The organism is Allobosea sp., from assembly GCF_017308015.1.
Taxonomy (GTDB): domain Bacteria; phylum Pseudomonadota; class Alphaproteobacteria; order Rhizobiales; family Beijerinckiaceae; genus Allobosea.
In genome coordinates this window covers 117,694-144,020 of sequence record NZ_JAFKFW010000003.1, presented here as the reverse complement: position 1 = coordinate 144,020, position 26,327 = coordinate 117,694, and the positions used below count along the sequence as shown (strand labels likewise).

The following is a 26,327-nucleotide window of genomic DNA, read 5'->3' as shown; positions in this document are numbered from 1 at the left end:
GCATCGGGTCGGGGATCGGATGCGTTTCAAGGTCCTGATGGTCGATGTCGACGGTGTCGTGATCGCGCATCCCGATCCGCAAGGCTGGTCGGCCCATATCGAGCGCGATCTCGGCCTGTCGCGGGCGGTTCTGCAATCGGCGTTCTTCGAGCCGCACTGGCCGGACATCGTCCTGGGGCGCGCCGCCTTGCGCGAGCGTCTCGCGCCGGTGCTGGCCGAGATCGCGCCGGGGCTCGGCGTCGATCGGCTGATCCGATACTGGTTCGAGAACGATGCCCATCTGGACCATGGCTTGCTGGCGCAGCTCGCCGCGATCCGGGCGGGCGGCGTGAAGCTGCATCTCGCCACCGTGCAGGAGCACGAGCGCGCCCGCTACATCTGGAACGACCTCGCGCTGAACAGGCATTTCGACGCCATGCACTACGCGGCGCAACTCGGCTCGGCCAAGCCGGATGCGGCCTTCTATCGTGCCGCCGAAGAGAGGAGCGGTTTCGGGCCGGGCGCGATATTCTTCATCGACGACAAGCAGGCGAATGTCGATGCTGCGCATGAACGCGGCTGGGCCGCAGCGCTATGGAGCGGAACGGAAACGCTCGCCACTTTGATGGCACAGCAAGCGGCGCATCCGCTGCCTATTCCATCACCGCCGCCTTGAGGATGCAGACCATCAGGGCCTGTCCAGGTTCGTTGCCGACGCAGCGGACGACGTGGCGGCGGTCGCAGCGGTAACGCAGCGTCTCGCCCGCCTTGGCACGCTGGACGATGTCGCCGACCTCGACCTCGAATTCGCCGGCCGTGACCGAAAGCGATTCGATCGAGCCGCGCTGGTGACCCTCGGAATCGAGCTCGCCGCCGGGCTCGGCGCTGACCTCGTACCATTGCAGCCACTCCACCGTCTTGATCCAGCCGACGATGGCGAGGCGCAGCTTGCCGTCCTCGGAGACGAGGATCGGCGTGTCGGCGCGGGTCGTCTTCTCGATGAAGGGTTCTTCCTCGCCGCTGGACAGCACCCGCTCGATCGAGATGTCGAGCGCCTGCGACAGCCGCCAGATCGTTGCGAGCGTCGGGTTCGTCTCGTTGCGCTCGATCTGGCTGATGATCGACTTGGCGACGCCGGACTGCTCGGCGAGATCGGAGAGCGAGAAGTTATAGGCCTTGCGCAGGCGCTGGATGGTCTTGCCGAGCTGGCCGGAGATGACCTGAGCCCCGGATTCAAGCTCCCGCCCGCCGCGCTCCTTGGTCTCGATTCCCATCCGTCCGGCCCCTTTTCGATTGAGAAATCGTTTGTAACGGCGGACGATCGTTTGAACAAGCGAACTGTGCCCGATGCAGGACTTTCGGTCCTGCGACGGTCAGGTCATACGGCTGGGGCCGACCTCGCGCTGCTCGCGGCGGGCGAGGCCGAGCTGGCGCTCGCGCAGGATCACGTAGATGCCCGAGGCGATGACGATGGTCGCGCCGATCAGGATCGTCATCGCCGGCCATTCGCCGAACCAGAACCAGCCGATCGCGACGGCCCAGAGCATGGTCGAGTATTCGAAGGGGGCGATCAGCGAGGCGTCGCCATAGCGATAGGCCTGCACGATCAGGATCTGGCCGAGCCCGCCGAGGATGCCGATCAGCACCATCATCGCCGCATCCTTGAGGTCGGGCATGTGCCAGCCCAGCAGGATGGTCGAGAGTCCGAGCAGGCTCGTCAGCAGCATGAAGTAGAAGACGATCGCGCCGGTCCGCTCGGTCGCGGTCAGGAGCCGTACTTCGACCGAGGCGAAGGCCGAACAGAAGGCGCCCGCGAGCCCGAGCGCCGCTCCGAGCGCAGCATTCCCGCCGACCGGATGGGCACCGGCGCCGAGATGCGGCGAGAGCATGATCAGCACGCCGACGAAGCCGATCGTCACCGCGCTCCAGCGATAGATGCGCACGCGCTCCTTCAGGACCAATGCTGCCAGCATCACCAGGGCGAGCGGGGCGGCATAGCCGATGGCGACGGCCTCCGAGAGCGGCAGGAACTGCAGGGCGGCGAAGCCGCAGAACATGCCGGTCGAGCCCATGATGCCGCGCTTGAGATGGCCGCGCAGGTTGCTGGTCTTCAGGGCGGCGGGCAGCTCGGAGCGCCAGGCGAGCCAGATGAGCAGCGGGATCATTGCGAAGAAGGAGCGGACGAAGACGATCTCGCCGGTCGGATAGCGCGTCGAGATCGACTTGATCGCGGCCGACATCAGCGTGAAGGCCAGCGCCGAGACCAGCTTGAGGGTGATGCCGAGAAGAGGGGACAAAGCGCGGCCGGAGAGCTGGGGCGGTTTGGAGCGAAACCGCTGTTCCTTAGATCATGCCGAAGCCGGGAAGCGAAGCGAGAACACTGCAACCCGGCTAGGCCATTGGTGTGGGAGCAAGGAGGCGCTGCCGAAAGTCCAGTCATTCCGGGCTCGTTGCGCAGCAATGAGCCCGGAATCCGAAACCATCGTGCCAGCTTGCGAGGCAGACCGATCGCGCCGACGTTCCGTAGCTGCGGCTGTGGGATCGATTCCGGGTCCGGGCCGTTGGCTTGTCCCGGAACGACGATGCGGGGAGGTGTGCGGCTCAGAACGTGCCGCGGAAGGAGCCGCCGTCGATCAGGAAGTTCTGGCCGGTGATGTAGCCGGCATGGGCGCTGGCGATGAAGGCGCAGAGCTTGCCGAACTCGTCGGGCGTGCCGAGGCGGCCGGCGGGAACGGCGGCGAGCCTATTCTTCCTGGCCTGTTCGACGCTGATGCCCTGCATCTCCGCGACCTTGTTCGTCGCAGTCTTGATCCGGTCGGTATCGAACACGCCCGGCAGGATATTGTTGACGGTGACATTGGCATGCGCCACCTCGCGGGCGACACCCGCGAGGAAGGCCGTGAGGCCGGCGCGCGCGGCCGAGGAGACGTCGAGCCCGGTCAGCGGGGTGACGACGCTCGCCGAAGTGATGTTGACGATGCGGCCGAACTTGCGCTCGATCATGCCGTCGATGACGCGCTGCACCAGCTCAAGCGGGGTCGCCATGTTCTGGACGACGCCTTCGAGCAGCCCCTCGCGCGTCACCTGGCGGAAGGGCTTGGGCGGCGGGCCGCCATTGTTGTTCACGAGGATGTCGGGATTGGGCGCGGCCGCCAGCAGCGCATCCTGACCGGACTTGGTCGAGACGTCGGCGACGACGGCGATCACGGTCGCGCCGGTGGCAGACCGGATCGCCGCCGCGGTGGCTTCCAGCGTGGTGGCGTCGCGCCCGTTGATCACGACGGTGCAGCCGGCCTGGGCCAGCGCTTCGGCACAGCCGCGGCCCAGCCCCTTGCTGGAGGCGCAGACGATGGCCGTGCGGCCGGCAATTCCCAGATCCATGATGGTCTCCGATCAGCGGGTTTCGTTGGAGGCTCTCACACCCTGAGCATGGATTGGCCGCGCCGTCATCAAAGCGCAACGCAAATCAGACACACGGCCCTCGCATCGCAGCAGCAGGGGCTTTCCGGCATGAGCGACGAGGACGACAGCAAGCGGGTCCGCAGCATCTTCATCTCGGATCTTCATCTGGGCACCCGTGGCGCCCAGGCCGATCTCGTGCTGGAGTTTCTGCGTGCCTATGATGCGCCGCAGATCTATCTCATCGGCGACATCATCGACGGCTGGCGCCTGAAGAGCGGCTGGTATTTTCCGCAAACTCATAACGACGTGATCCAGAAGCTGCTGCGCAAGGTGCGCAAGGGCTCGAAGCTGATCTATGTCACCGGCAACCACGACGATTTCCTGCGCGACTTCACCGGCCTGCAGTTCGGCGGCATCACGCTGGTCGACGAGATCGTCCACGAAACCGCCGACGGCAAGCGTATGCTTGTCATCCATGGCGACCTGTTCGACCTCGTCGTGCGCAATGCCAAATGGCTCGCGCTGCTCGGCGACTGGGCCTACACGCTGGCGCTGGGGCTCAACATGGCGCTGAACAAGGTGCGGCGCTGGCTCCAGCTGCCGCACTGGTCGCTCTCCGCCTGGGCCAAGGCCAAGGTGAAGAACGCCGTGAACTATATCGGCGAGTTCGAAACCTGCCTTGCCGCCGAGGCGCGCCGCCACAAGGCCGATGGCGTGATCTGCGGCCATATCCATCACGCCGCCCAGCGCGAGATCGATGGCCTCACCTATATCAATACCGGCGACTGGGTCGAAAGCTGCACCGCCTTCGTCGAGCATGAGGATGGCCGCTTCGAACTGATCCGCTGGCCGCAGGGCCGGATGAAGACGACGCCCGCGGTGCCAGTCACGGCGCCGGCGCGGCCGTCTCCTGTCCGGGACATGATCGAGGCCGCGTGATGCGCGTTCTCGTCGCGACGGATGCGTGGCGGCCACAGGTCAATGGCGTCGTGCGCTCTCTGGAGCAGATGATCGCGGCAGCGCCCGGGCTCGGTGTCACGGCGCAGGCGCTGACGCCGGAAGGTTTTCATCAAATCGGCTTGCCGAGCTATCCCGATATCCGGCTGGCGCTCGCGACGCGCCGGGCGCTGGCGGCGCGCATAGCCGATTTCGCGCCGGACCATATCCATATCGCGACCGAAGGGCCGATCGGCTGGCTGACGCGGGCTGTCTGCCTCGCCCAGAAGCGACCGTTCACCACGAGCTATCACACACGCTTCCCGCAATATATCGCGGCACGCTGGCCGATTCCCGAGAGCTGGAGCTATGGGCTGCTTCGCCGTTTCCACGGCCCGGCCGCCGCCGTGATGGTCTCGACCGCGACGGTGGAGGAGGAGTTGCGCCAGCATGGCTTCGGGAAGCTGGTGCGCTGGGGGCGGGGCGTCGATCTCGGTCTGTTCCATCCGCGCCCGCAGAGCCTGCTCGATCTGCCGCGGCCGATCTTCCTTTATGTCGGGAGGGTCGCGGTCGAGAAGAATGTCGACGCCTTCCTGTCGCTCAAGCTGCCGGGCAGCAAGGTCGTGGTCGGCGACGGACCGGCGCGGGCCGATCTCGAGCGCGTCTTTCCCGAAGCGCATTTCCTCGGCCTGAAGGAGGGCGAGGAGCTGGCCGGGATTTATGCCTCCTCGGACGTCTTCGTCTTCCCGAGCCTGACCGACACCTTCGGCATCGTCCTGCTGGAAGCCGCGGCGAGCGGTTTGCCTGTCGCGGCCTTTCCGGTGCAGGGGCCTCGCGACGTCTTCGCCGGCAGCGCGGCTGCAGTGCTGGACGAGGATCTGCGCAGCGCTGCGATGCAGGCGCTCAGGGTGTCGCGGGAGGCCTGCCTGGAGCTCGCGGCGCGCCATAGCTGGGCGGCCAGCGCAGCGCAGTTCTATGGCCATATCCGGCGCGTGGCCTGCGAGGCCGGCTATTTCCCGCGCGAGCCGAAAGCTCCGGCTGCCAATACGCTCACAGCCTTCGCGAGCGGGCGTGGCGGGGAAGGGCGCGGGCTGCCGCGGCGCCTGCCGGCTTGAGCTGGGCACGGAAACCGTCGCGTCGCTCGTGGACCGAGGCAATGACGAGGCCCATCGGCACGCCGAGCCCGACCAGGGCGGCTTCCGACAATTGCAGGCTGGCCTCGATGGTTTCCGGTACCGCGTCGTTGACGCCGATCTCGTAGAGATGGCGGGCATGGGTCGCGTCGCGCGCACGGGCGACGATGACGATGTCCGGCCGCAGCGAGCGGGCCGCGAGGACGATGGCGTCGACGGCGCGGGGATTGTCGATCGTCACGATCAGCGCCGTCGCTTCCTCCAGGCCGCAGAGGCGCAGAAATTCGGGCTTGGTCGCGTCGCCGTAATAGGCGGGTCGGCCGGCACGCCGTTGTGCGGTGATCAGTGAGGCGTCCGCGTCCACGACGATGTGAGACTTTCCGTGCTCGTCGAGCATCGAGCCGACGAGCCGGCCGACGCGGCCGCCGCCGACGACGATGGCGCGCGGCGCATGGTCGCCGGGCGGCAGCACGGCGGCCTCGTCGGGAAGCGTGACGGGCGCCGCGAGTTTCTGGGCGAGATTGCGGGCGATGCGGGCCAGCAGCGGAAGCGCCACCATGGTGAGCGAAACGGCGGCCAGCACGATGCTGGTGGCGCCGGGATCGATCAGCTTGGTGCCGGTCGCGGCATTGAGCAGCACGAAGGCGAATTCGCCGCCCGGTGCGACCAGGATAGCGGTTTCGAGCGCGCTCGCCGTGGCCAGCCGGAAGCGGCGCGCGAGCCCGAAGATGATGACGCCCTTGACCAGGACGAGACCAATGGCGCCGCCGAGGATTGCGAAGGGGTGGGCCGCGATGTCGGCCGGATTCACGCCCATGCCGACGGTGAGGAAGAAGACGCCGATCAGCAGTGACTTGAACGGGTCGATCGTCACCTCGATCGCACGGCGGAACTCCGTCTCGGCCAGCAGCAATCCGGCGATGAAGGCGCCGAGCCCCATCGAGAGGCCCGCTGCCGCCGCGATCAATCCCGTCCCGAGTGCGACCAGCAGGGTCGCCGCCATGAAGCTCTCAGTCGAATCGGTCGAGGCGACCAGACGGAAGAGCGGGCGCAGCGCCAACCGGCCGATGACGACGATGACCGCGATGGCGACGAAGGCCTTGATGAAGGCCTCCGCGAGGCCGGCGAGCAGCGAGCCCGAGCCGTTCTGAGCGTCGAGCACGTTGATCAGGAAAAGCAGTGGAATGACAGCGAGGTCCTGGCAGAGCAGGATCGCGAAGCTGGAGCGGCCGGCCGAGGTCGTCATCCGCTTCTTGGCCGCCAGCAATTCGACGACCATCGCGGTCGAGGACAGGGCGAGGCCGAAACCAATGATGAGCGCTGCCGTCGGCGGTTGGCCGAGGGCATAAGCTGCAAGCCCGATCGCGACCGCGCAGAGCCCGATCTGGCCGAGGCCGAGGCCGAAGACGAGGCGCTTCATCGTCATCAGGCGTTCGAAAGACAGTTCCAGCCCGATGACGAAGAGCAGGAAAGCGACGCCGAGCTCGGCCGGACCGGCCAGCGCCTCGGCATTCGAGACGGTGATCGTGCTCAGCAGCGGAACCGTGGAGACCAGGCCGCCGAGGCCGAACGGGCCGAGCAGTGCGCCGCAGGCGACGAAGGCGATGATCGAGTTGACCTTGAGGCTTTTCGCCAGCGGCACGACCACGCCCGCCGTCGCGAGCACGACGACGGCGTCCTTGTAGACGGAAGGGTCGACTGTTCCGGCCAAAGGCTGACCTTGCGATTCGGAAGGCTTACGGGATGCGCCGGCAATTCTTGCGGTTTGCGGCGGCGCAGCACAACCTTGGAATCGTGATGGCGGGCAGAAAATCGCTTTGTGGCGCTAGCCTTTAGGCAGGGGGCCGCAGGTGCAGCGGAGGAAAAGCGGTTTCCGCGCGAGCGGAGGATGGGTTAGCGTCCCGCCATTGGCTCAGAAGGACTTTCCATGCGTTTTGCCGGCACCGAAAACTACGTCGCGACCGAGGATCTCACAGTCGCCGTCAATGCCGCGATCCGGCTGGAACGCCCGCTGCTGGTGAAGGGCGAGCCCGGCACGGGCAAGACGGTGCTGGCCGAGGAGGTTGCGGCGGCGCTCGGCGCGCCGTTGATCACCTGGCACATCAAGTCGACGACCAAGGCGCAGCAGGGCCTCTATGAATACGATGCGGTCAGCCGCCTGCGCGACAGCCAGCTCGGCGACCCCCGCGTCTCCGACATCGGAAACTACATCAAGCGCGGCAAGCTCTGGGAGGCTTTCGTCGCTCCGGTCCGGCCGGTGCTGCTGATCGACGAGATCGACAAGGCCGATATCGAGTTCCCCAACGACCTGCTGCTCGAGCTCGATCGCATGGAATTCCATGTCTACGAGACCGGGGAGACGATCAGGGCGGCGCAGCGGCCGGTGATGATCATCACTTCCAACAACGAGAAGGAATTGCCGGATGCCTTCCTGCGCCGGTGCTTCTTCCACTATATCCGTTTCCCGGATGCCGAGACGATGCAGGCGATCGTCGAAGTACATTTCCCCGGCATCAAGAAGCGCCTGATGGAAGAGGCGCTGCGCCTGTTCTTCGAGGTGCGCGAGGTGCCCGGCATCAAGAAGAAGCCCTCGACTTCCGAGCTTCTCGACTGGCTGAAGCTGCTCGTCGCCGAGGATGTCGGTCCGGAGGTGCTGCGCGAGCGCGATCCGCGCAAGCTCATCCCACCGCTGCACGGGGCTTTGCTCAAGAACGAGCAGGACGTCTCGCTCTTCGAAAAGCTTGCCTTCATGGCGCGGCGCGAGAGCCGCTGAAGCACCCCTCGCAAATCGACTCCAGCATCGCTAGGTTCTCTTCATGCGACGCCTCATGCTTCTGCGCCACGCCAAGTCCCACTGGCCCACGGGGGTGGCCGACCGCGACCGACCGCTCGCGGCGCGCGGCCGTGAAGCCGCCCCGGTGATGGGACGCTACCTCGCCGACGAACTGCTCCTGCCCGATCTCGTTCTGGTTTCGCCGGCCAAGCGTACCGTCGAGACCTGGGAAATGGTCGCGCCTATGCTGCCGGAGAAGCCGGCGACGCAGTACGAGCCGCGCATCTACGAGGCCAAGGTCGAGCGCCTGCTCGATGTCGTGCAGGAGGTCGAGGGCGATGTCCGCACGCTCCTGCTGATCGGGCACAATCCCGGTTTCGAGGAATTGGCGCATCTGCTGACCGGGCATGGCGACCGCTATGCTGCGGCCCGGATGGGACAGAAGTACCCGACCTGCGGACTGGCCGTGATCGATTTCGCCATCGAGCACTGGTACGCGGTTGCAGCGCATGAGGGCAGGCTGGACCGTTTCGTGACGCCAGCCTCTCTGGGCGAGGGGCCGGACGAATGATCGCCGCGGCCTCGTGAGCGACTCCTCCTATCTCGACAACGCCCGCAACGCGGCGCTCGCCTTCGGCGACACCCTGCTCGGGCTGGCGCGCCCACGCTTGCGGATCGGCGTCACCGGGTTGTCCCGTTCGGGCAAGACGGTCTTCACCACCGCCCTGATCCAGAACCTGATCGAAGGCGCGAAGCTGCCCGTGCTGAAGGCAGCCTCCGAGGGCCGCATCGCCCGCGTCAGGCTGGTGCCGCAGCCCGATCCCGACGTGCCGCGCTTTCCCTATGAGGCGCATCGCGCCGCCATGCACGGGCCGGACCGGCGCTGGCCGGAATCGACCAGGCGCATCTCCGAGCTCAGGATCGAGATCGATTACGAGCGGGCGGCCGGCTGGTTCAAGGGGCCGGCGACGCTGACGCTCGACATCGTCGACTATCCCGGCGAATGGCTGCTCGATCTCGCGCTGATCGGGCAGGATTACAAGGCGTGGTCGGCGCAGGCCGTCGCCGATGCACGCAAGGCCCACCGGCGCGAAGCGGCGGCCGAGTGGCTGGCCGATCTGCCGGCGCGAGACCCGGACGGCGCGCCGGACGAGCTTGCGGCGGAGGCGGCGAGCGATCTGTTCAAGGGCTATCTCGCGCGGCTGCGCGCCGATCCGGAGGCGGTCGCGGTGACGCCGCCCGGACGTTTCCTGATGCCGGGCGACCTCGAGGGCTCACCGGCGCTGACCTTTGCGCCGCTCGATCTCGGTCATGACCGGGACGTGCGGCCAGGCACGCTGGCGGCGCTGATGGCGGAGCGCTTCGAGGCCTATAAGCGCGTCGTGGTAACGCCGTTTTTCCGCGACCATTTCGCAAGGCTCGACCGGCAGATCGTGCTGGTCGACGTGCTGGCCGCGCTCGATGCCGGGGCGCCCGCTCTGGCCGATCTCGAAACCGCCTTGGGACAGGCGCTCGCGGCCTTCTCGGTCGGGCGCAATTCCTGGCTGTCGAGCCTGTTCGCGCCCCGGATCGAGCGGGTGCTCTTCGCCGCGACCAAGGCTGACCACATTCACCATTCGAGCCATGACCGGCTGGCGGCAGTGATGTCACATCTGGTCGGGCGGGCGCTGTCGCGGGCGCAAGGGGCAGGGGCCAGGGTCGAGGCGATGGCACTGGCCGCCGTCAGGGCGACCCATGAGGTCCGGATCAAGGACGGCAGAGAGGAACTGCCGGCGATCGCCGGGGTGCCGGAGGCGGGCGAGACGATCGACGGGCAGGTCTTCGACGGCGTCGCGGAAGCCGCGATCTTTCCCGGTGAGTTGCCCGAGCGCCCCGAAGCGATCTTTGATCCCAAGGTACATTGGCAGGTCAGGGCGCCGCGCTTCCGGCCGCCGCTGGTCGCAGCCGATGCGGGCGGGCGCCTGAAACCGCCGCCGCAGATTCGCCTCGACCGTGCGCTGGAATTCCTGATCGGCGACAAGCTGGCATGAACGGGGTTTCGCGATGAGCAAGGCACCGCGCGCGATCCGCCTCGATGGCCCGCAGCCGAACCAAACCATGGGCGAGGCGCCGCGTCGCCAGGGTGATCTTGCTGTCCTGCCCGAAAGCGAGCCGATCGATGCGGTGGTGCCTGCCACTCCGCCGAAGGCCAAGCGCGGCTTCTCCTGGGGCGCACTGTTCGTCGCGGGACTCTCCGGTTTCCTGGCGCTGGCGGCCGGGGTCTGGATCGAGAATACGATTCGCTCCCTGATGAGCCAGAATCCGGCGCTCGGCTATGCCGCACTGGTCTGTACGGCGATCGCGGCGCTGGCGCTGCTGGTCATGCTGGGACGGGTGCTGCGCGACATCCTGCGCGAGCGCAAAGTCGAGGCATTGCGCGAACGCGCGGTGGCGGCGCTGGCCGGCGGCACGCCGGACGAGGGCCGGGCGATCGCGGGCGAACTCGTGGGGCTCTACAAGGGGCGGGCGCAGACGGCGCAGGGGCGGGCCGCCCTGCAGGAGGCGTTGCCGCAGCTCTTCGCTGCGCGCGACATGCTGACGGTGGCGGAGCGCAGCCTGCTCGCGCCGCTCGATGCGCTGGCGACTGCCCAGATCGCGCAGGCGGCGCGGCGCGTCTCGCTGGTCACGGCAGTCAGTCCTCGCGCGCTGATCGATGTCGTCTTCGTGCTCGTCGCCTGCGCTCGGCTGCTGCGCTCGATCGCCGGCGTCTATGCCGGGCGGCCGGGCACGCTCGGGCTGCTCCGGCTGGCGCGGCAGGTGATGAGCCATCTCGTCCTGACCGGCGGCATGGCGGCCGGCGATGCCGTGATCCAGCAAGTGGTGGGGCAGGGGCTCGCCGCTCGGCTTTCGGCCAAGCTTGGCGAGGGCGTGATCAATGGCATGCTGACGGCCCGGATCGGACTCGCGGCGCTCGCTGTCTGCCGGCCCTTGCCTTTCGTCGAAGCCATTCCGCCGACATTGTCGGATGTCGCGGGTGATCTCGGTGGATGGCGGACTGGCAGGGACGAGGAAGCCTGAACCCGGCAGATTCTGCCGGCAAGGGCGTTTCTGCCCGGCTCGAACTGCCTCGAAACCTTTCGTAAACGATCCAACTCCTTGAAATAGCAAGACACCGCACGTGGCACGCGCCGTGCAGAACCCGGCCTCAGAGTTGTGGGCCGCCCTTGGGGGGCTGCCGGTCGAGGTGAGGGTTCCATGGGTGTTTTCAGTGCGCTGACCACGGCGGTTTCGGGAATGACGGCGCAGTCCTATGCGCTCGAGAACATCTCCGGAAACATCGCGAATTCGCGGACGGCGGGCTACAAGCGCGTCGATACGGCCTTTGCCGACCTCGTGCCGGACGCGGCGCTGCGGCGACAGGTCGCCGGCTCGGTCCAGGCCTTCAGCCAGGCGACGAACTCGATCCAGGGCGATCTCAACCCGACCCGCATCGACACCAATATCGCGATCAACGGTGATGGTTTCTTCGTTGTCGATCAGCGCCAGAGCGGCGTCGGCGCCAACACCCAGTTCGCCAATACCAACCTCTATACACGGCGTGGCGATTTCGACTTCGATGCGAACGGCTATCTGGTCAACGGCGCCGGCTACTATCTCAAGGGCCTGAAGATCGACCAGGTCACCGGCCAGCTGATCGGCACGCAGCCGGAAGTGCTGCGCATCACGAAGGAGCAGTTCCCGGCCAAGGCCACGACCTCGATCGAATACCGCGCCAATATCCCGGCTGTGCCGGCCACGACCCAGAAGGCGCAAGGCGGCAGTGATTTGCTGGACGCGGCTTCGGTTACGAATGGCACGACCCTGACGCCCAGCGTGCCGCACGACGTGATCCTGGGTCAGAACATCACGAATTTCCTCGGCACAACGATCCCCGGTGGGTCGGTCACCGTCTATGACGAACTCGGACGCGCCACCAGCGTCGAGATGCGCTGGGCGAAGACCGCCGGTGCCACCGCTGCGGACCTGACCACGACCCCGCCCACGCCCGCCTCGTCCGGGACCTGGAGCCTGTTCATCGCGCAGAACACAAGCGCTGCTACGGGCCAGGTGGCCTATGTCAAGGCGGACAGCGACATCAAGTTCGATTCGGCCGGCCAGATGATCGCTCCTTCGGGCGGCAATATCCTGCTGCCCGACATGACGATCAACGGGACCCCTATCACCGGCATCAGCCTGACGACCGGCGGCAACGGCGTGACCCAGAACGGCGACGTCAGCGGTCAGATCGATGCGCGCAGCATCCGCCAGGACGGCTACACCGCCGGCACGCTCGACCGCGTCTCTGTCTCGGCCGAGGGCCAGGTGATCGGCACCTTCAGCAACGGCCAGGTCGTCGCGCTCGCCCAGGTCTCGGTCGCCCGCTTCAACGCCGACAACTCGCTGAAGCGCCTCGACGGCGGCGCCTTCGAGGAGACGATCGAATCCGGCCCGCCGATCATCGGCCTCGGCACCTCGCAGATGGTCGGCGGCAGCGTCGAGCAGTCGAACACCGATATCGCCGACGAATTCTCCAAGATGATCGTCACCCAGCAGGCTTATTCGGCCAACACCAAGGTCATCACCACCGCGCAGGAGATGTTGAGCGCGGTGTTCAACATCATCCGCTGAGCGACGCATCTGCCTAAGCGGCAGCCCAGAAGGGCTGCCTCTCGCAACAGGAGTTGACGATGGGCCTGAGCACTTCCCTCAACACGGCGATCGGCGGCCTCAACGCCGCTCAGGTCGGCATCGGCGTCGTCTCGCAGAACGTCGCCAATGCGGGGACGACGGGCTATGTCCGACGCACGGTCTCGACCGCCGACAGCCTGACCGGGCACACGATCGGCGTGCAGAGCACGCAGGTCCAGCGCCTGCTCGACAAGATCGTCCAGCATCAGCTCTGGCAGGAGGCGTCAGGGGCTGCCTACACGTCGACCCGTGCGAGTGCATTGTCCAATCTCGACAAGCTCTACGGCGCGCCAGGCAGCTCGACCGCGCTGGACACGATCTTCAACAAGTTCACCGGGGCGCTGCAGTCGCTCCAGAACGATCCGTCGTCCTATAGCCTGCGCTCGCAGGTGATCGACAACGCGACGCAGCTCGCGCGCCAGCTCAACACGCTTTCCAACGGCGTGCAGGCGCTGCGCAGTCAGGCCGAATCCAGCATCGCCAGCGCCGTCGGCAAGGTCAATGACCTGCTGGGCGCGCTGTCCAAGGTCAATACCCGCATCGTCGGCAGCCCGAACGACGGCGCGACCGCCGCGCTCAAGGACCAGCGGGACCTGATCCTGTCCGAGCTGTCGCAATATGTCGACATCAAGACCACCGAGGATGCGCGCGGTTCGGTCAGCGTGGTGACCGGCTCGGGCACGCAGCTCTTCGATGGGACGGCGGCCGTCACCTTCAAGTTCGACGAGCATTCCGGCCTGGGCCCGGACAACCAGTGGAGCACCGACCCGACCCAGCGCGGCGTCGGCACGATCAAGATCATCGATGCTTCCGGCAACGCCTCCGACGCAATCGCCAACCGGATCTTCCGCTCGGGCGAGATCGCGGCCAATATAGAGCTGCGCGACAAGACGCTGGTCCAGGCTCAGGCACAGCTCGACGAGATTGCCGCCCAGATGGCGAAGGCGCTGTCGGAGCATTCGTTGCAGAGTACGGCGTATCCGGCGGGATCCCCCACGCCGACCGGTCGCGAGCTCGATCTCGGCTTCGACCCCGCCAAGCAGCGCCTGAACACGCTGACCTTCGACTACGCACCGACGCCGCCAGGTCCGGCGAGGCACTTCACCTTCGTCAATGCGCCGGCCGGAGCGACCCTGCCGCCCAGCAGCGAGCCGAACACGACGGTGATCGCGATCGATTTCTCGGCCGGTCCGGCCGTGGTCGCGAGCCAGATCCAGAGTGCGCTCAATGCGAATGGCGCAACCGGTTTCGCAGTCACGAATACCGGCTCGGTGCTGCAGATCACCGAGCCGAGCGGACGTGTCTCCGGGCTCAGTGCCAAGACCAGTGCGCTGACCGCCGACGCCCCGACGACCGGGATGCCCCTCTTCGTCGATGCGGACAACAAGCCCTTCTTCGCCTCCTACGACGAGGCCACGCGCAAGACCGGTCTGGCGGCGCGCATCTCGGTCAATGCCGACGTCATCAATGACAGGTCGCTGCTTGTCGGCCCGGCCGGCACGGCTGCTGGCGACACGACACGCCCCAAGGCACTGCTGGCCAGCCTGACGAGCAGCGTCCGCAGTTTCGACAACCGTTCTTCGCCGGACGGGGCGACGGCGCCTTTCTCCGGCACGATCACCAATTTCGTCCAGCGCGTGGTGTCCTCGCAGGGGCAGGCCGTCGAGGCGGCCAAACGCCTCGACGAGGGGCAGCAGGTCGCTCTCGCCTCGATCCAGAGCCGCTTCCAGACGACGGCCCAGGTCAATGTCGACCAGGAGATGTCGATGCTGATCGAACTCCAGACCGCCTATGCCGCCAACGCCCGCATCATCTCCACGATGAAGGAGATGATGGACGTGCTGATGAGAGTGTGAGGCCGCGATGACCATCACCAGCTACGGGACCGGCGCCTATCGCGCGGCAAAGCCCAACGAGTTCGTCTCGACCCGCGCCCGGTTCGACGATCTCCAGCGCCAGCTCGACACCAAGCAGCGCAGCACCAGCTATGGCGACCTCGGTATCGACCGGCGCCTCAGCCTCGATCTCAACGGCAAGGTCGCGCAGATCGATTCATGGCTGAGCGGCATCGAGCTGACCAATGTGAACCTCAAGCTGTCGTCGCAGAGCGTCGAGACCTTCGCCAAGATCGCGGCCGAAGCGCGCAACGACATGCGCTCCAACAGCTATGTGCCGACCGCCGGCGGCCGCTCGGCCCCGCAGGTGCTGGCCGAAGAGAAGCTCAAGCAGACGCTCGATCTGCTGAACACATCGGTCAATGGGCGCTACCTCTTCTCCGGGAAGACCTCCGATACGCAACCCACCGCCAGCTTCGACGAGATCATGAACGGCGACGGCGCCGGCAAGGTCGGCCTCCGGCAATTGATCGAGGAGCGCAGGCTGGCCGATGTCGGCAACGGCCGCGGGCGGCTGACGACGGATATGCCGACCACGACGAGCGTGACGGTTACCGACCAAAACTCGGTCTACGGCTTCAAGCTCTCGGGAGCCATGGCGAGCGGCACGGCCCTGGTCGCGACCTACAGCAACGGGGCACCTTCGAACCTGGCCGTTGACGTGACGGCGCAGCCCCAGCCGGGCGACACCGTCAAGCTCAAGCTCACCCTGCCCGATGGAACCCAGGAGGAGGTCGTGCTGACCGCCCGGGCTGCGGGAACCGATGGAGCGGCGGCTGACACGTTCGAGATCGGAGCGACGCCCGCCGATACCGCCGGTGCCCTGCGGGTGTCGATCGAGCGTGCCCTCGAGCGGGAGGCCAAGACGACGCTTCCCGCCGCATCGGCCCAGATGGCGGCCGCCGACTTCTTCGCCGGCAGCACCAGCGCCCCGCCGAAGCGCGTACCGGGCCCGGATTTCGCCACGACCGTCACGCCGCCGAGCAATGCCGGCACGGACCTGACGACGGTGACCTGGTATCGGGGTGACGACGGCAATGACCCCGCCCGCAACACCGCAACGGTCCAGATCGACCAGGGGCAGGTCGTCGGCACCGGCGCACGGGCCAATGAGCAGGCCTTCCGTGTTGGTCTCGCGCAGTTCGCGATCATGGCGGTCTCGACTTTCCCGGCCAGCGACCCGGAGGCGCAGGCCGGTTATGACGCGATGGCCGCGCGGGTCGGCGAAAAGCTCGGCTTCGGTGGCGCTACCCAGAAGCCGGCGGAGATCATCACCGAGTTGGGCACTGCCCAGAATGCCCTGGCCAGCGCCAAGGAGCGCCACCAGAGCACCAAGGGTTATCTGCAGACGACGCTGTCCGGTGTCGAGAACGTCACGACCGAAGAGGTCGCGACGCAGATTCTCTCGCTGCAGACGCAGCTTCAGGCGAGCTATCAGGTGACCTCGATGCTCTCCAAGCTGTCGCTGACCAACTATCTCTGACGATCAGGACGGTGCTTTGCGCTGAAACCAAAACGCCGCCCTCCCGGGCGGCGTTTTGGCAAGTGGACCATCGGTTTTCGCGGGAGGGCGCTCAGCGCCCGCGGAGCCCCGCCGCGATGTCGCGGTTGATGCCGATCAGCGCGGCGAGAGCCTGCGGGTGCGGATCGGACGAGATCCTGAAGGTCTGGTTGAAGATGAAATTGGCGAGGCCGAGGATGTTGGTCTTGATGCCGACCGGGAGCGGATTGTCCTCGGCGGTCACGGCGGAGACCAGCAGGGTCCACAGGCGGCGGTTATAGGTCAGCGCGTCGTCGAGCTCGCGGTCGCGCAGGTTCCAGTCGTCGGCGACGGCCTGGAGGCGCATGGCGGCCTTGATCAGAAGGGAAGCTTCGAGTTCGCGAGGCGAAACGACGGATTGGGCAGTCTTGGCCGCGGCAGCGTAGGCGTTAAACCCGTTTTGCATTCTCGATCAGTTCCGCTTCGTAGGCGATCAGCTTTCTCGCTGCCTTGAGAGCCTTGTAGAGGTCGTCGCTTAAGATGCGGTTATTGATCTCGTGAACATGCTGCAGAGCGCTGGGCGCAGCGTTGACGAAGTCACGCACGAGCTGGAAATAGGTCTCGTGCTCATGCGTCGGGTCCTGCGCCAGATACATCAGCTGGATCGCGAGATAGATCTTCTTGGCCGGCGTGTCGGCGGTCGCGGCCGTGAGGATGTCCTTCTCGCGCAGAATGGGCGCGTCGCCTTCGATGAAGAAGCGCGTGCGCTGCTCGTCGTTGCGGATCACCACCTGGCCGATGATGATGCGTTCGCGCGGCTTGAGTTCGACCTTGAGGGCCATGGCGGACCTGCCTTCTGGCTGGGGGGAGGGCGGGCGGCGTCTTCGGCGTCAGCCGAAGAGCCGGAGCACGCCCTGGTCGGCCTGGTTCGCCAGCGACAGCGCCGTCTGCGAGAGCTGCTGGCGGGTGTTCAGGGCGAGCAGCTTGGCGCCTTCCTCGTTCGGATCGGCGAGGACGAGGTTGTCGGCGCCAACCGTGAGCGTGTTGATCAGGTTCTTGGTGAAATCCTGACGGGTCTGCACGACCGAGAGGCTCGAACCGAAAGTCGAGGCGATCGAGCGCAGCGTGGTCAGCGCGCCGGTCAGCACGTCGGCCATGTTGTTGAGCGAGGTGTCGTCCTGGATGTTGAATTGCTTGCTGTTGGCCGGCGTACCGCTGACGGCCGTGAGAACGCCCAGATTGGCGGCGGTGATCGTCTCGCCCTGGATGTCGCTCTTCGACTGGTTGGTGCCGGTCTTCTCGTTGAAGATGATCGAGAGCTTGTCGCCGGTCAGCAGGTTCTTGCCGTTATAGCCGGAGTCCCTGGCAAGCTGGTCGATCTGGTTGGAGAGATCGTTGAACTGGTTGATCAGGTTGGTGCGGACGGTGGAGTTGCCACCGCTGGAGAGGATGCCGGTGGCGCCCGTGGTCAACGGCAGGCCCAGGGCCGCGTTCGCGTTGCCGGTATTGGCTTGCGCGTTGGTGAGCGCAGCGGCATCGGTTCCAGCCGCTATACCGATCTTCAGCGTATCCGAGCCCGTACCGGTGACATTGAGCTTGCCGCTGCTGTCGACAGAGGCGGTGGCGATGCCGGAGCGGTTGATCTCGTTGACAAGGTCGCGCACGGTCGACGTGCCCGTCAGCGTCGTGGAGACGAAGGTCGTGCTGCCGGCGCTGATCGAGAGCGTCATGGTCGCGCCGATGCCAAGGGACGCGTCGGTCGTCGCGCCTGTCGTCGCATTATAGGAGGCCGGGGCAGCCGGGATGCCAAGCTTGGCATCGAGGGCGATGTCCTTTGCGCTCTTCGAACCGGTGTAGCCCGTGCCACCGAGTTTGCCGAGCACGGTCGACGTGCCGTTGCTCTGGTCGCCGACGGCAGTCGGCCGGTTGCTGGCGTTGTCGGACTGCGCCTGCTTGATGGTCGATTGCAGCGACTGCACAAGCTTGGTGATCGCGTCGATGCCTTTGGAGGCAGCCTGGATGGTCTGGATGCCGTTGGAGATGCCGTCAAGGAGGCCGGAAAGCTGATCGGCCCGGTCGTTGAGGTTCATCGAGGTGAAATAGTTGACCGGGTTGTCGATCGCGGAATTGACCTTGCGGCCGGTGGCGAGTCGATTCTGGATGACGCTCTGCTGGGCCGTGGTCTGCTGGAGCGTCAGCAGGTTGTTGCGGACGCCGCCGGAAAGAATCGTATTCGCCATGTCTCGGTCCCCTGAGAGCGCGGTCGCGGCGCTTGCCCGGTTTGGATCGGACCGATCATCATTTGTTAAGGCTAATAATCCGTTAACGCTGCCGCAACAGGGTTAAAAACGCGAAAACGGCGGGGCTTGCGGCCCCGCCGTTTCCATGTGCTTCGGCCCGCGTCCTGCAGGCTGCCCGCTTCTGCGGACGAAGATCAGAACAGGCGCAGAACTGCCTGGTCGGCCTGGTTCGACAGCGACAGAGCGGTCTGCGACAGCTGCTGGCGGGTCTGCAGGGCGAGGAGCTTGGCGCCTTCCTCGTTGGTGTCGGCCATGACCAGATTGTCCGCGCCCTGGGTGAGGGTGTTCACGAGATTCTTCGTGAAATCCTGACGAGCCTGAACAGTCGAGAGGCTGGCACCCAGCGACGAGGAGGTCGAGCGCAGCGTGGTCAATGCGTTGGTCAGCGCATCGGCGGCGCCCGACAGAGACGTGTCGTTCTGGATGTCGAAGCTGGTCGCCGTATCGGACGATCCGGCCTGGAGAATACCCAGATTCGCAGCCGTGAGGGTCGTGCCCTGAACGTCGAGCTTGGACTGGTTGGCGCCGGTCTTCTCGTTAAAGACGATCGAGAGCTTGTCGCCGGTCAGCAGGTTCTTGCCATTGAAGCCCGAATCCTTGGCCAGTTGGTCGATCTGCTTGGTCAGATCGTTGAACTGGCTGACCAGATTAGCACGAACGGCCGAGTTCACCGACGCGCTGATGCCGGTGGCGCCCAGGGTCTGAGCCAGGCCGAGCTTCTCGTTGTCGTTGACGTTGGTCTTCGAGTCGGCGAGCGCCGTGGCGGCGACAGCGTTCGAAGCGATACCGACTTTGAGCGTGTCGGAACCCGTACCAGTGACGACGAGGTGACCGCCATCATCGATGTTCGCCGTGGCAACACCGGACTTGTTGATCTCGGCAACCAAGTCACGAACCGTGGAGTTGGCGGTCAGCGACGTCGAGGTGAAGGTGGTGTTGCCGGCGCTGACGGTGACCGCAATGTTCGCGGCAAGGCCGAGAGCGCCGTCGGTGGTCGCGGTGGCAACACCGGCAGTTCCGCCGAGCTTGGTGTCGAGCGCGACGTCCTTGGCGGACTTGGTGCCGACAGCGCCGCCGCCGATCTTCCCGTTCGGGGTCGAAGCCGCCGTGTTCGCCGAACCGGTCTGGGTCGGGCGGTTCGCGGCGGCGTCAGCCTGAGCCTGCTTGATCGTCGACTGCAGCGAATTGACCAGCTTGGTGACCGAGTCGATGCCCTGCGAAGCGGCGGTGATTGTCTGGACGCCGTTGGAGATGCCGTCGAGGAGGTCGGTCAACTGGCCGGCGCGGGCGTTCAGGCCGGCGGCGGTGAAGAAGTTGACCGGATTGTCGACGGCAGAGTTGACCTTCTTGCCGGTGGCGAGACGGTACTGCGATTGCACCGCATCGGCCTTGGTCGAGTTGAGCGAGGTCAGAGCGGCGCGGACGCCGGAAGAAAGAGAAACGGTAGCCATTGTTGAAAAACCCTTCTGGGATTGTGCCTTCTGGCGTCGTGGCGGTTCTGGCCGCGACCGATGGACCCTGCTGCGCCAGCCCGTAACAACCGGTAAATTTCAGCCGGCGAATTGAAGCGGATCGGCGGCTTGTCGGTGCATGGTTAAGTGGCTCCTAACTGGCACGCCGCGAGCAGAAGGGAGCGGCGGTGACTTGCGGGGCCCAAACGCAAACCGCCCGCGCAGGGGCGGGCGGTTTGCGGATCCGGAGAGCGGCACGCCGTCAGGCGGTCCGCTCGATCTGGTGATTGGGCTCCTCGGTTTCGCGGGCGCGTTCGCCAAGCTCGCGTGCATACGCGCGCAGCTTCAGGAGCGTCTCGTCCGGGAGCTGCGAAATGGTCTCGCCGGTGTGAGGATCCTTCTTCTGCAGCACGATCGCCCGGGTCTGCGGGTCGATGACCAGCTTCCGCTCGACCGTATCGTCGGTGATGCGGGCGGCCTCGCGGTTGTTCCGGTCGTTGGTGCGGGCGCGGCGCTCGCCGTCGGCACGGCTTTGCGCGTCGCGCGTTTCGGCGCGTACCTCGACGTTGATGGCCGCTCCTGCAGAGGCCGATTGCACGGTCTTTTCGGGGGGAAGATCGACTGCGACGCTGCCGGCATGAGCCGCGACGTCCGAGCGGGTGACGGGCGGCGCGCCGATCACGGCCGCGAGCCTGGGTGCGTTGCCAAAATCCATGTCCACTCCTTCTGGAGTCGTTGACGGCGCCGTCGCGCCGTTCTCGTCCGGTGCCGGGAGCAGGACGCGACTACCCGACATTGTGGAGATTGACGGAAAAGATTGAATCCGGCGTCAAGAAATTAGGTAAATCTTTAGGGCTTTCGGCGCAGGCGCGGCGTAAACGCTTTATATACCAAGGGGCTGGCAGCAGCGGCCGCCCGGCTGGGACCGGCCCGGCCAGGCCGAAGATCACTCATAGCCGGCGAGACACGACCAGCGGTCCGGAATTGGGCCGGGCGAACACGCCGGCGCCCACCGTGGCCGTCGGGCCATAGCCATTGGCGCGCATCGGCTTGTTGGCATCCGCAGCGAGATCGCGAATCACGGATTCCGAGACGGCACGGGCTGTCGCCAGTACGATCTGGTTGGTCTCGATCAGGCTCTGGAAGGCGAGATGCGCGTCCTTCAGCCGCCTGACCTGGTCCGGTACGAAGCGGGCGAGCGCGACAGCATTCAGCTTCACCTGCTCGACGCCGCGCATATAGATGCCGGCAAGCTCGGTCTTGCGCGGCTCGCGGGTCATCGCCTCCGGCAGACGGCCGGCGCGGACCAGCTCGGTTTCCTCGCCGACGAGGTGGGAGAGAGCGCCGAGCGCCTCCAGCACGGCCTCGATCAGGGTGCGCGCGCTGAGCGCATCAGCGATGCGCGGGCGCTCGTCTAGGACAGGCTTAGCGGCCAGCATTCTGCACTCCGCCGGCGGCCTGCTCCTGAAGATTGATCAGGTCGCGCATGATCTGGTCGGACAGGCCGATACCGCCGGCCTTCTGGATCTGCTTGGCGTATTGCTGGGTGAGCTGCGAGCGCCAGATGCCGCCGCCGGTGCCGTTTTCGCCAAGCGGGCCTTCCGTGCCCTCGCTGGCGAAGAGTTTCTCGGTCATCTGCTCGAGGAACATGGTCTCGAAATCGTCGGCCTGCTTCTTCGCCTTGGCCTTGGCCGGGTCGAGTGCATCGGCGATGCCGTTGGCGACCTTGCCGGCGACGCCGAGCGCGAGGTTCGCCGCGGGGAGCGCGAGGGCAACAGTCATCACATCACCTCGATTTCGGCCTGCAATGCGCCTGCCGACTTGATGGCCTGGAGAATGGAGATCAGGTCGCGCGGGCCGATGCCGAGCGCGTTGAGGCCGTCGACCAGCTCCGCCAGCGTCACGCTCTCGCGAACGAGGGCGAGCTTGTTGCCGCCGCCGGTATCGACCTTGACGTTGGTACGCGGCGTCACGACCGTCTGCCCGCGCCCGAAAGGCTCGGGCTGCGAGACTTGCGGCTGCTCGCTGATCGTTACGGTGAGGTTGCCCTGCGCCACGGCGACCGTGGAGACGCGGACATCCTTGCCCATGACGATGATGCCGGAGCGCTCGTCGATGACGATGCGGGCGAGCTGGTCGGGCTCGACGCGCAATTGCTCGATATCGGTGAGCAGCTTGATCATGTTGCCCTTGAAGCGGGCGGGAATCTGCAAGACCACCGTCGACGGGTCGGTCGGCTCTGCCGAGTCGCCGCCGACGAATTCGTTGATCGCGGCGGCCATGCGGCGCGCGGTGGTCAGGTCGGGATTGCGCAGCGAGAGGCGCAGCGTCGAAAGCTTGTTCAGCGCAAAATCGATCTCGCGCTCGACCACGCCGCCATTGGCGATGCGTCCGACGGTCGGAACGCCGCGGGTAATCTTGCTGGCCTCGCCCTCGGCCGAGAAGCCGGAGATCGCGACCGGACCCTGCGACACCGCGTAGACCTCACCGTCGGCGCCCAGAAGCGGCGTGACCAGCAGCGTGCCGCCTTGCAGCGATTTGGCGTCGCCCATGGCGGAGACGGTGACATCGACGCGGGTGCCCTGTGTCGCGAAGGGCGGCAGGTTGGCGGTCACCATCACGGCGGCGACATTGGCGGTGCGCATGTTGGCGCCGCGGGTGTTGACGCCGAGGCGCTCCAGCATGGCCTGCAGCGACTGCTTGGTGAAAGGCGTGTTGTTGAGGGTGTCGCCGGTGCCGTTGAGGCCGACGACGATGCCGTAGCCGAGGAGCTGGTTGGTGCGCACGCCCTCGACGGAGGCGAGGTCCTTGATGCGCGAAAGCGCGAACACCGGCTGCGACGACAGGCCGACGACCACGGCCAGCAGCGCGGCCAGCGGCTTCAGCAGCGTCTTCAGGGCGGGGTTACGGAACATGCGTCTGGCACCACAGGGCAGTTGAACTCATCCGACCCTTGCGAGCGGCGTGCCAAACCGCTCGAATTTGAAAAGCCTTGTTTGTCAGTCCTTTGCAGTTCTGCCCGATGTTCGGGAGGCCCTTGCGGAGCCTGCGCTTCCTGCCGGGGCGGCAGTTTCTGCCGGGCAATTTACCGGCTGTTAACCGTGTTCCGGCAAGAGTTCGTTAACCCTTCCAGATCGTCGCGCGCCCTATCGGACGCAACCTGGCGATCTGGTCACTATCTTGGCATCAGACCGAAAAGTGGCGTTCACTCTCCGGTCCGATGCTCCAGAGGCCGCCGATGATCAGAATCGACCAGCGCGCGCCCGTCTCGAATGCCGGCCCGGCGAGTTCCGCGAGGCGCTCGAGTGGCGCGGCCTTCACGCTTCCGACGCAGGAATCCGCGACTGCGGCCCGCAGCAGCGGCGTCAGCGCGGCCGGCCCGCTCGACACCTTGCTCGCCGTGCAGGCGCAGGAGGATGCACAGGACCGCAAGCGCCGGCAGGCCCGGCGGGGGCATGATCTGCTCGACGGGCTCGACCGTCTGAAAGCCGCGCTGCTCGCTGGCCGCGTGCTGCCCTCCGAGCTGGAGCGGCTGCACACCACGTTGTCGTTCCGCCGGGAGACCACGGACGATCCGCGCCTCGACGAGGTTCTGGCGCATATCGAATTGCGCGCGGCGGTGGAGCTGGCGAAGCTGAAGCGTTGAAGTGTTCAGCCGACGTCGTGCTCAGGCTTGACCTGGGCGACTCCTTCTTCGTGACCGCCGCGCCGAGCTTCATCCAGCTAACGAGTGCAGGCAGTTCAAGCGCGGGGAACCCTCTCCTTACGGGAGAGGGGTTCTCCAGCGCCTTCTGGTCACGAGATTCTCGGGTCTGCGCTTCGCTGCGCCCGAGAATGACGGCAACTCGATCTACCGAATAAACTGATCCACGTAATCTGTGCCCAACCCGTTCCGGGCGTAATGCGCGCGGCATTTGTCGATGCGGGTGAAGACGTCGTCATAGCCGAGACATTTGCCGTCCGGATCGACATAGATCATCGCGCCGTTCACCTGGAACATGGTGATCATCTCCTCGACATCGGGATCGACCACCAGTGTGTGCGTCTCGCCGGGCGCCTCGTAGACATAGGAGCCCTCGGTCGCGACCCAGTCATGCTCCAGATAGCGCCACTTGCCCTTCAGCACATAGCCATGGACCGGCAGCGGGTGGCGATGGCGCGAAAGCACGCCGGCGCGGCGCACCTTGAGCAGGTTCATCCAGTAGCCGCGCGAGGCGCAGAAGAGCAGGGGGCGGAACCAGACATTGTCGTCGACGGGCACCCAGACGCGCTCGTCGGTCGGGATGACGTTGGGGACGATCAGCTCGGGCGGCGATTCCTTCGGCTGGGGATGGCGATAGGGTGTCCAGCGCTCCTCCTGCGTGGCGGCGACGGGCATCGGGCTCGTCGTGTTCATGGCGTCTCTCCCGTGCTGATGTTCTGATTCAATGCGCGTGCAATTCGATTCAGGTTTCTCGCTTTAGTTTTTGGCGCGGCGTCGTTTTTCTAAACAGAGAGATAGCCGCCATCGACCGGCAGGATGGCGCCCGTGACGAACTGGGCAGCGTCCGAGAGCAGGAAGGCGATGACGCCGCCGACATCGCCGGGCTTGCCCCAGCGACCCATCGGGGTGCGGGCGAGGATCGGTGCCGAGCGCTCGGCATCCTCGACCAGCGGTCGGGTCAGTTCGGTCTCGATCCAGCCCGGCGCGACCGCGTTGACGCGGATGCCATCCTGCGCCCAGGCGGCGCCGAGCGATTTGGTGAGCTGGCCGATGCCGCCCTTCGAGGCTGCATAGCCAGGCGCGAAGGGCGAGCCGTGGAAGGTCAGCATCGAGGCGATGTTGACGATGGCGCCGCCCGTCTTGTCCGCGCCCTTGGCGGCGAGCTTGTCCCTGGCGGCGAGGCACATCCGCATCGTGCCGTTGAGATTGACCTCGATGGTCAGGCGGAAGGCGTCGATCTCGAATTCCTTGCCGCCGCGCTGGATCATGCCGGCGCAGTTCACCAGCGCGTCGAGGCGCGGGTAGGTCGCGACGATCGCTGCGACCTCGGCATCGCGGGTCACGTCGAGCCGGGCATGGCGGATGGCTGGATGGGCCGGCGCCGCCGCGACTTCCTCCGCGGTCAGGCCGGTGGCGAGAACCTCGTAGCCGGCCGTGGCGAGCGCGAGTGCGGCGCCGGCGCCGATGCCGCGCGTGCCGCCGGTAACGAGAGCGAATTTTGTCGAGATCGGGTGCGTCATCAGCCGAGGCTAGAGCGGCACGCGCCCATGGGGAAGGAGGGATGATGCAGGTCGCCATGCGATGGCGGCCGTGCCGGTCAGTTCCACTTGTACTTCAGGGAGAGCATGGCCTGGCCGCGCGTCTCGAAATCGCTGGCGACGAGCGGCACCTTGCGCGCCAGCGTCACGTCGAACGAGGTTTGCCAGGGCAGGTCGGCGAGCCTGGCGAGATCGACCGAGAGCGTCATCTCGGGCGTCATTGCGGTGTGGAGGCCGTCTCCCGGCGCGAAGACGTAATGGCCGCCCATCGTGAGCCGGGAGGTCAGGATGAGGTGGGGGAACAGTTCCTGCCGGTAGCCGATCAGGGCCTCGCCGATCTGCTCGGGATCGCCGTAGAGCGAGCTGCCGCCGCCGGTCGCAAGGCCCCAGATGAAGCCTTTTCCCGCTCCAACTGGCTGGGCGAGGCGCCAGCGCAACTCCGCATCGCGTGTCGCGCCGATGCCGGCCGGATCGGAGAGCGTGGTCGAAAGCGAGAAGATGTCGTGTCCGAACTTGAAGCCGACCGAGCGGTCCAGCGCCGCGCTCGTCATGCTCTGGCGTGCGGCGAAGCCCTTGCGGATGATGTCGACCGGGATCGGTGCCCGCGCCCGCAGATGCGCCCCGGATGCCGCGGTGGCGCGGCCGAGGGCGGCAAGCCCCGGATCGAAGACGATCGCTTCGGGCTCGCCTGCCGCGAGCGTCGGCATCTCGACGGCATCGGGATCGACCAGCGCGCCCCGCGGGATCGGCAACGGCGTGGCGGGTTGCTCCTCGGCCGTGATCGGCGCGGAGGCAAGGGCGGAACCGAGTGTCGCGGCGAGGATGAGAATGGCCGGCGCGAGGCCGGACCGGCAATCGGGAATGAAGCGGAACACGTCGTTCGTCCTGTCGCTATGACGAGCGGCAGGCCAGGCTAGGCGCGGAAGGTGCCGATTTTGCGGCAGTGCAGCATAATCGACGCGGCAGATTGCCCGAAAGCCGCGCTTCCCCCGCCGCCCTTAACCCGCTAGGAAGCCTCCCAGCCGTCGAC

General features: G+C 66.3%; 26 protein-coding genes. 11 read left to right on the top strand and 15 right to left on the bottom strand.

Annotation, left to right across the window (positions count from 1 at the left end):
- The first annotated feature begins 19 nt into the window (after window positions 1–19).
- Window positions 20–655 carry an HAD-IA family hydrolase gene (locus J0I42_RS03760; protein ID WP_291652943.1) on the top strand — a complete coding sequence of 212 codons (636 nt, stop codon included), beginning with the start codon at window positions 20–22 and terminating at the stop codon, window positions 653–655.
- Here the strand turns inward: J0I42_RS03760 and J0I42_RS03755 are convergent.
- The 3 genes from J0I42_RS03755 to J0I42_RS03745 form a co-directional block, all read right to left on the bottom strand.
- On the bottom strand, window positions 633–1,253 hold the full coding sequence (locus J0I42_RS03755; RefSeq protein ID WP_291652941.1) for a helix-turn-helix domain-containing protein: 621 nt from the start codon (window positions 1,251–1,253) through the stop codon (window positions 633–635). The genes J0I42_RS03760 and J0I42_RS03755 overlap by 23 nt on opposite strands.
- 99 nt (window positions 1,254–1,352) lie before the next feature.
- The gene (locus J0I42_RS03750) at window positions 1,353–2,276 is read right to left on the bottom strand and encodes a DMT family transporter (RefSeq protein WP_291652939.1); all 924 of its coding nucleotides are present in this window, start codon (window positions 2,274–2,276) and stop codon (window positions 1,353–1,355) included.
- Between the two features lie 304 nt (window positions 2,277–2,580).
- On the bottom strand, window positions 2,581–3,360 hold the full coding sequence (locus J0I42_RS03745; RefSeq protein ID WP_291652936.1) for an SDR family oxidoreductase: 780 nt from the start codon (window positions 3,358–3,360) through the stop codon (window positions 2,581–2,583).
- 129 nt (window positions 3,361–3,489) lie between these two features.
- On the opposite strand from J0I42_RS03745, the gene J0I42_RS03740 reads away from it, so the two are divergent.
- Both J0I42_RS03740 and J0I42_RS03735 read left to right on the top strand, forming a co-directional pair.
- Window positions 3,490–4,320 (top strand): UDP-2,3-diacylglucosamine diphosphatase, encoded by an 831-nt coding sequence (locus J0I42_RS03740; protein ID WP_291652934.1) that lies wholly within the window; start codon window positions 3,490–3,492, stop codon window positions 4,318–4,320.
- The gene (locus tag J0I42_RS03735) at window positions 4,320–5,432 is read left to right on the top strand and encodes a glycosyltransferase family 4 protein (protein WP_291652932.1); all 1,113 of its coding nucleotides are present in this window, start codon (window positions 4,320–4,322) and stop codon (window positions 5,430–5,432) included. The genes J0I42_RS03740 and J0I42_RS03735 overlap by 1 nt, the downstream gene beginning before the upstream one ends.
- Here the strand turns inward: J0I42_RS03735 and J0I42_RS03730 are convergent.
- Window positions 5,368–7,161, bottom strand: a complete 1,794-nt coding sequence (locus J0I42_RS03730) for a cation:proton antiporter domain-containing protein (protein WP_291652930.1) — start codon at window positions 7,159–7,161, stop codon at window positions 5,368–5,370. The genes J0I42_RS03735 and J0I42_RS03730 overlap by 65 nt on opposite strands.
- A gap of 216 nt (window positions 7,162–7,377) precedes the next feature.
- Between J0I42_RS03730 and J0I42_RS03725 the strand changes: the two genes are divergently transcribed.
- The 7 genes from J0I42_RS03725 (at window position 7,378) to J0I42_RS03695 (ending at window position 16,308) form a co-directional block, all read left to right on the top strand.
- Window positions 7,378–8,223: an AAA family ATPase gene (locus J0I42_RS03725; protein WP_291652929.1), complete on the top strand. Its 846-nt coding sequence runs from the start codon at window positions 7,378–7,380 to the stop codon at window positions 8,221–8,223.
- Window positions 8,224–8,266: 43 nt separating this feature from the next.
- A complete protein-coding gene (locus J0I42_RS03720) occupies window positions 8,267–8,794 on the top strand; it encodes a SixA phosphatase family protein (protein ID WP_291652928.1) in 528 nt (175 codons plus the stop codon).
- Window positions 8,795–8,807: 13 nt separating this feature from the next.
- Entirely contained in the window at window positions 8,808–10,253 is a 1,446-nt protein-coding gene (locus J0I42_RS03715) for a YcjX family GTP-binding protein (RefSeq protein ID WP_465247634.1), read from the top strand.
- A gap of 13 nt (window positions 10,254–10,266) precedes the next feature.
- On the top strand, window positions 10,267–11,280 hold the full coding sequence (locus J0I42_RS03710) for a YcjF family protein (protein WP_291652926.1): 1,014 nt from the start codon (window positions 10,267–10,269) through the stop codon (window positions 11,278–11,280).
- Between the two features lie 177 nt (window positions 11,281–11,457).
- The gene (locus J0I42_RS03705) at window positions 11,458–12,870 is read left to right on the top strand and encodes a flagellar hook protein FlgE (RefSeq protein WP_291652925.1); all 1,413 of its coding nucleotides are present in this window, start codon (window positions 11,458–11,460) and stop codon (window positions 12,868–12,870) included.
- Between the two features lie 59 nt (window positions 12,871–12,929).
- Entirely contained in the window at window positions 12,930–14,786 is a 1,857-nt protein-coding gene (gene flgK / locus J0I42_RS03700; RefSeq protein WP_291652924.1) for a flagellar hook-associated protein FlgK, read from the top strand.
- 7 nt (window positions 14,787–14,793) lie between these two features.
- The gene (locus J0I42_RS03695; RefSeq protein WP_291652923.1) at window positions 14,794–16,308 is read left to right on the top strand and encodes a flagellin; all 1,515 of its coding nucleotides are present in this window, start codon (window positions 14,794–14,796) and stop codon (window positions 16,306–16,308) included.
- 91 nt (window positions 16,309–16,399) lie between these two features.
- On the opposite strand, the gene flaF is transcribed toward J0I42_RS03695, so the two are convergent.
- The 8 genes from flaF to J0I42_RS03655 all read right to left on the bottom strand — a co-directional run bounded on the left by flaF (window position 16,400) and on the right by J0I42_RS03655 (window position 22,971).
- Entirely contained in the window at window positions 16,400–16,771 is a 372-nt protein-coding gene (gene flaF / locus J0I42_RS03690) for a flagellar biosynthesis regulator FlaF (RefSeq protein WP_291652922.1), read from the bottom strand.
- Complete coding sequence (flbT, locus tag J0I42_RS03685) at window positions 16,755–17,147, bottom strand: flagellar biosynthesis repressor FlbT (protein WP_291652920.1); 393 nt, start codon at window positions 17,145–17,147, stop codon at window positions 16,755–16,757. The genes flaF and flbT overlap by 17 nt, the downstream gene beginning before the upstream one ends.
- A gap of 48 nt (window positions 17,148–17,195) precedes the next feature.
- Window positions 17,196–18,545 carry a flagellin N-terminal helical domain-containing protein gene (locus J0I42_RS03680; RefSeq protein ID WP_291652918.1) on the bottom strand — a complete coding sequence of 450 codons (1,350 nt, stop codon included), beginning with the start codon at window positions 18,543–18,545 and terminating at the stop codon, window positions 17,196–17,198.
- 194 nt (window positions 18,546–18,739) lie between these two features.
- Window positions 18,740–20,056: a flagellin N-terminal helical domain-containing protein gene (locus J0I42_RS03675; protein WP_291652916.1), complete on the bottom strand. Its 1,317-nt coding sequence runs from the start codon at window positions 20,054–20,056 to the stop codon at window positions 18,740–18,742.
- Window positions 20,057–20,318: 262 nt separating this feature from the next.
- Window positions 20,319–20,771 carry a hypothetical protein gene (locus J0I42_RS03670; protein WP_291652914.1) on the bottom strand — a complete coding sequence of 151 codons (453 nt, stop codon included), beginning with the start codon at window positions 20,769–20,771 and terminating at the stop codon, window positions 20,319–20,321.
- 235 nt (window positions 20,772–21,006) lie between these two features.
- Window positions 21,007–21,495: a hypothetical protein gene (locus J0I42_RS03665; RefSeq protein WP_291652912.1), complete on the bottom strand. Its 489-nt coding sequence runs from the start codon at window positions 21,493–21,495 to the stop codon at window positions 21,007–21,009.
- A complete protein-coding gene (locus tag J0I42_RS03660) occupies window positions 21,482–21,838 on the bottom strand; it encodes a rod-binding protein (RefSeq protein WP_291652911.1) in 357 nt (118 codons plus the stop codon). The genes J0I42_RS03665 and J0I42_RS03660 overlap by 14 nt, the downstream gene beginning before the upstream one ends.
- Window positions 21,838–22,971, bottom strand: coding sequence for a flagellar basal body P-ring protein FlgI (locus tag J0I42_RS03655; protein ID WP_291652909.1), 1,134 nt, complete (start codon window positions 22,969–22,971; stop codon window positions 21,838–21,840). The genes J0I42_RS03660 and J0I42_RS03655 overlap by 1 nt, the downstream gene beginning before the upstream one ends.
- Before the next feature lie 323 nt (window positions 22,972–23,294).
- On the opposite strand from J0I42_RS03655, the gene J0I42_RS03650 reads away from it, so the two are divergent.
- Complete coding sequence (locus J0I42_RS03650) at window positions 23,295–23,702, top strand: flagellar assembly protein FliX (RefSeq protein WP_291652907.1); 408 nt, start codon at window positions 23,295–23,297, stop codon at window positions 23,700–23,702.
- Window positions 23,703–23,906: 204 nt separating this feature from the next.
- Here J0I42_RS03650 and J0I42_RS03645 read toward each other — a convergent pair whose 3' ends face one another.
- The 3 genes from J0I42_RS03645 to J0I42_RS03635 form a co-directional block, all read right to left on the bottom strand.
- Window positions 23,907–24,452, bottom strand: coding sequence for a 2,4'-dihydroxyacetophenone dioxygenase family protein (locus J0I42_RS03645; protein WP_291652905.1), 546 nt, complete (start codon window positions 24,450–24,452; stop codon window positions 23,907–23,909).
- 89 nt (window positions 24,453–24,541) lie between these two features.
- Window positions 24,542–25,279 carry an SDR family NAD(P)-dependent oxidoreductase gene (locus J0I42_RS03640; RefSeq protein WP_291652903.1) on the bottom strand — a complete coding sequence of 246 codons (738 nt, stop codon included), beginning with the start codon at window positions 25,277–25,279 and terminating at the stop codon, window positions 24,542–24,544.
- Window positions 25,280–25,356: 77 nt separating this feature from the next.
- Window positions 25,357–26,172, bottom strand: coding sequence for a hypothetical protein (locus tag J0I42_RS03635; RefSeq protein WP_291652901.1), 816 nt, complete (start codon window positions 26,170–26,172; stop codon window positions 25,357–25,359).
- Window positions 26,173–26,327: the final 155 nt, after the last annotated feature.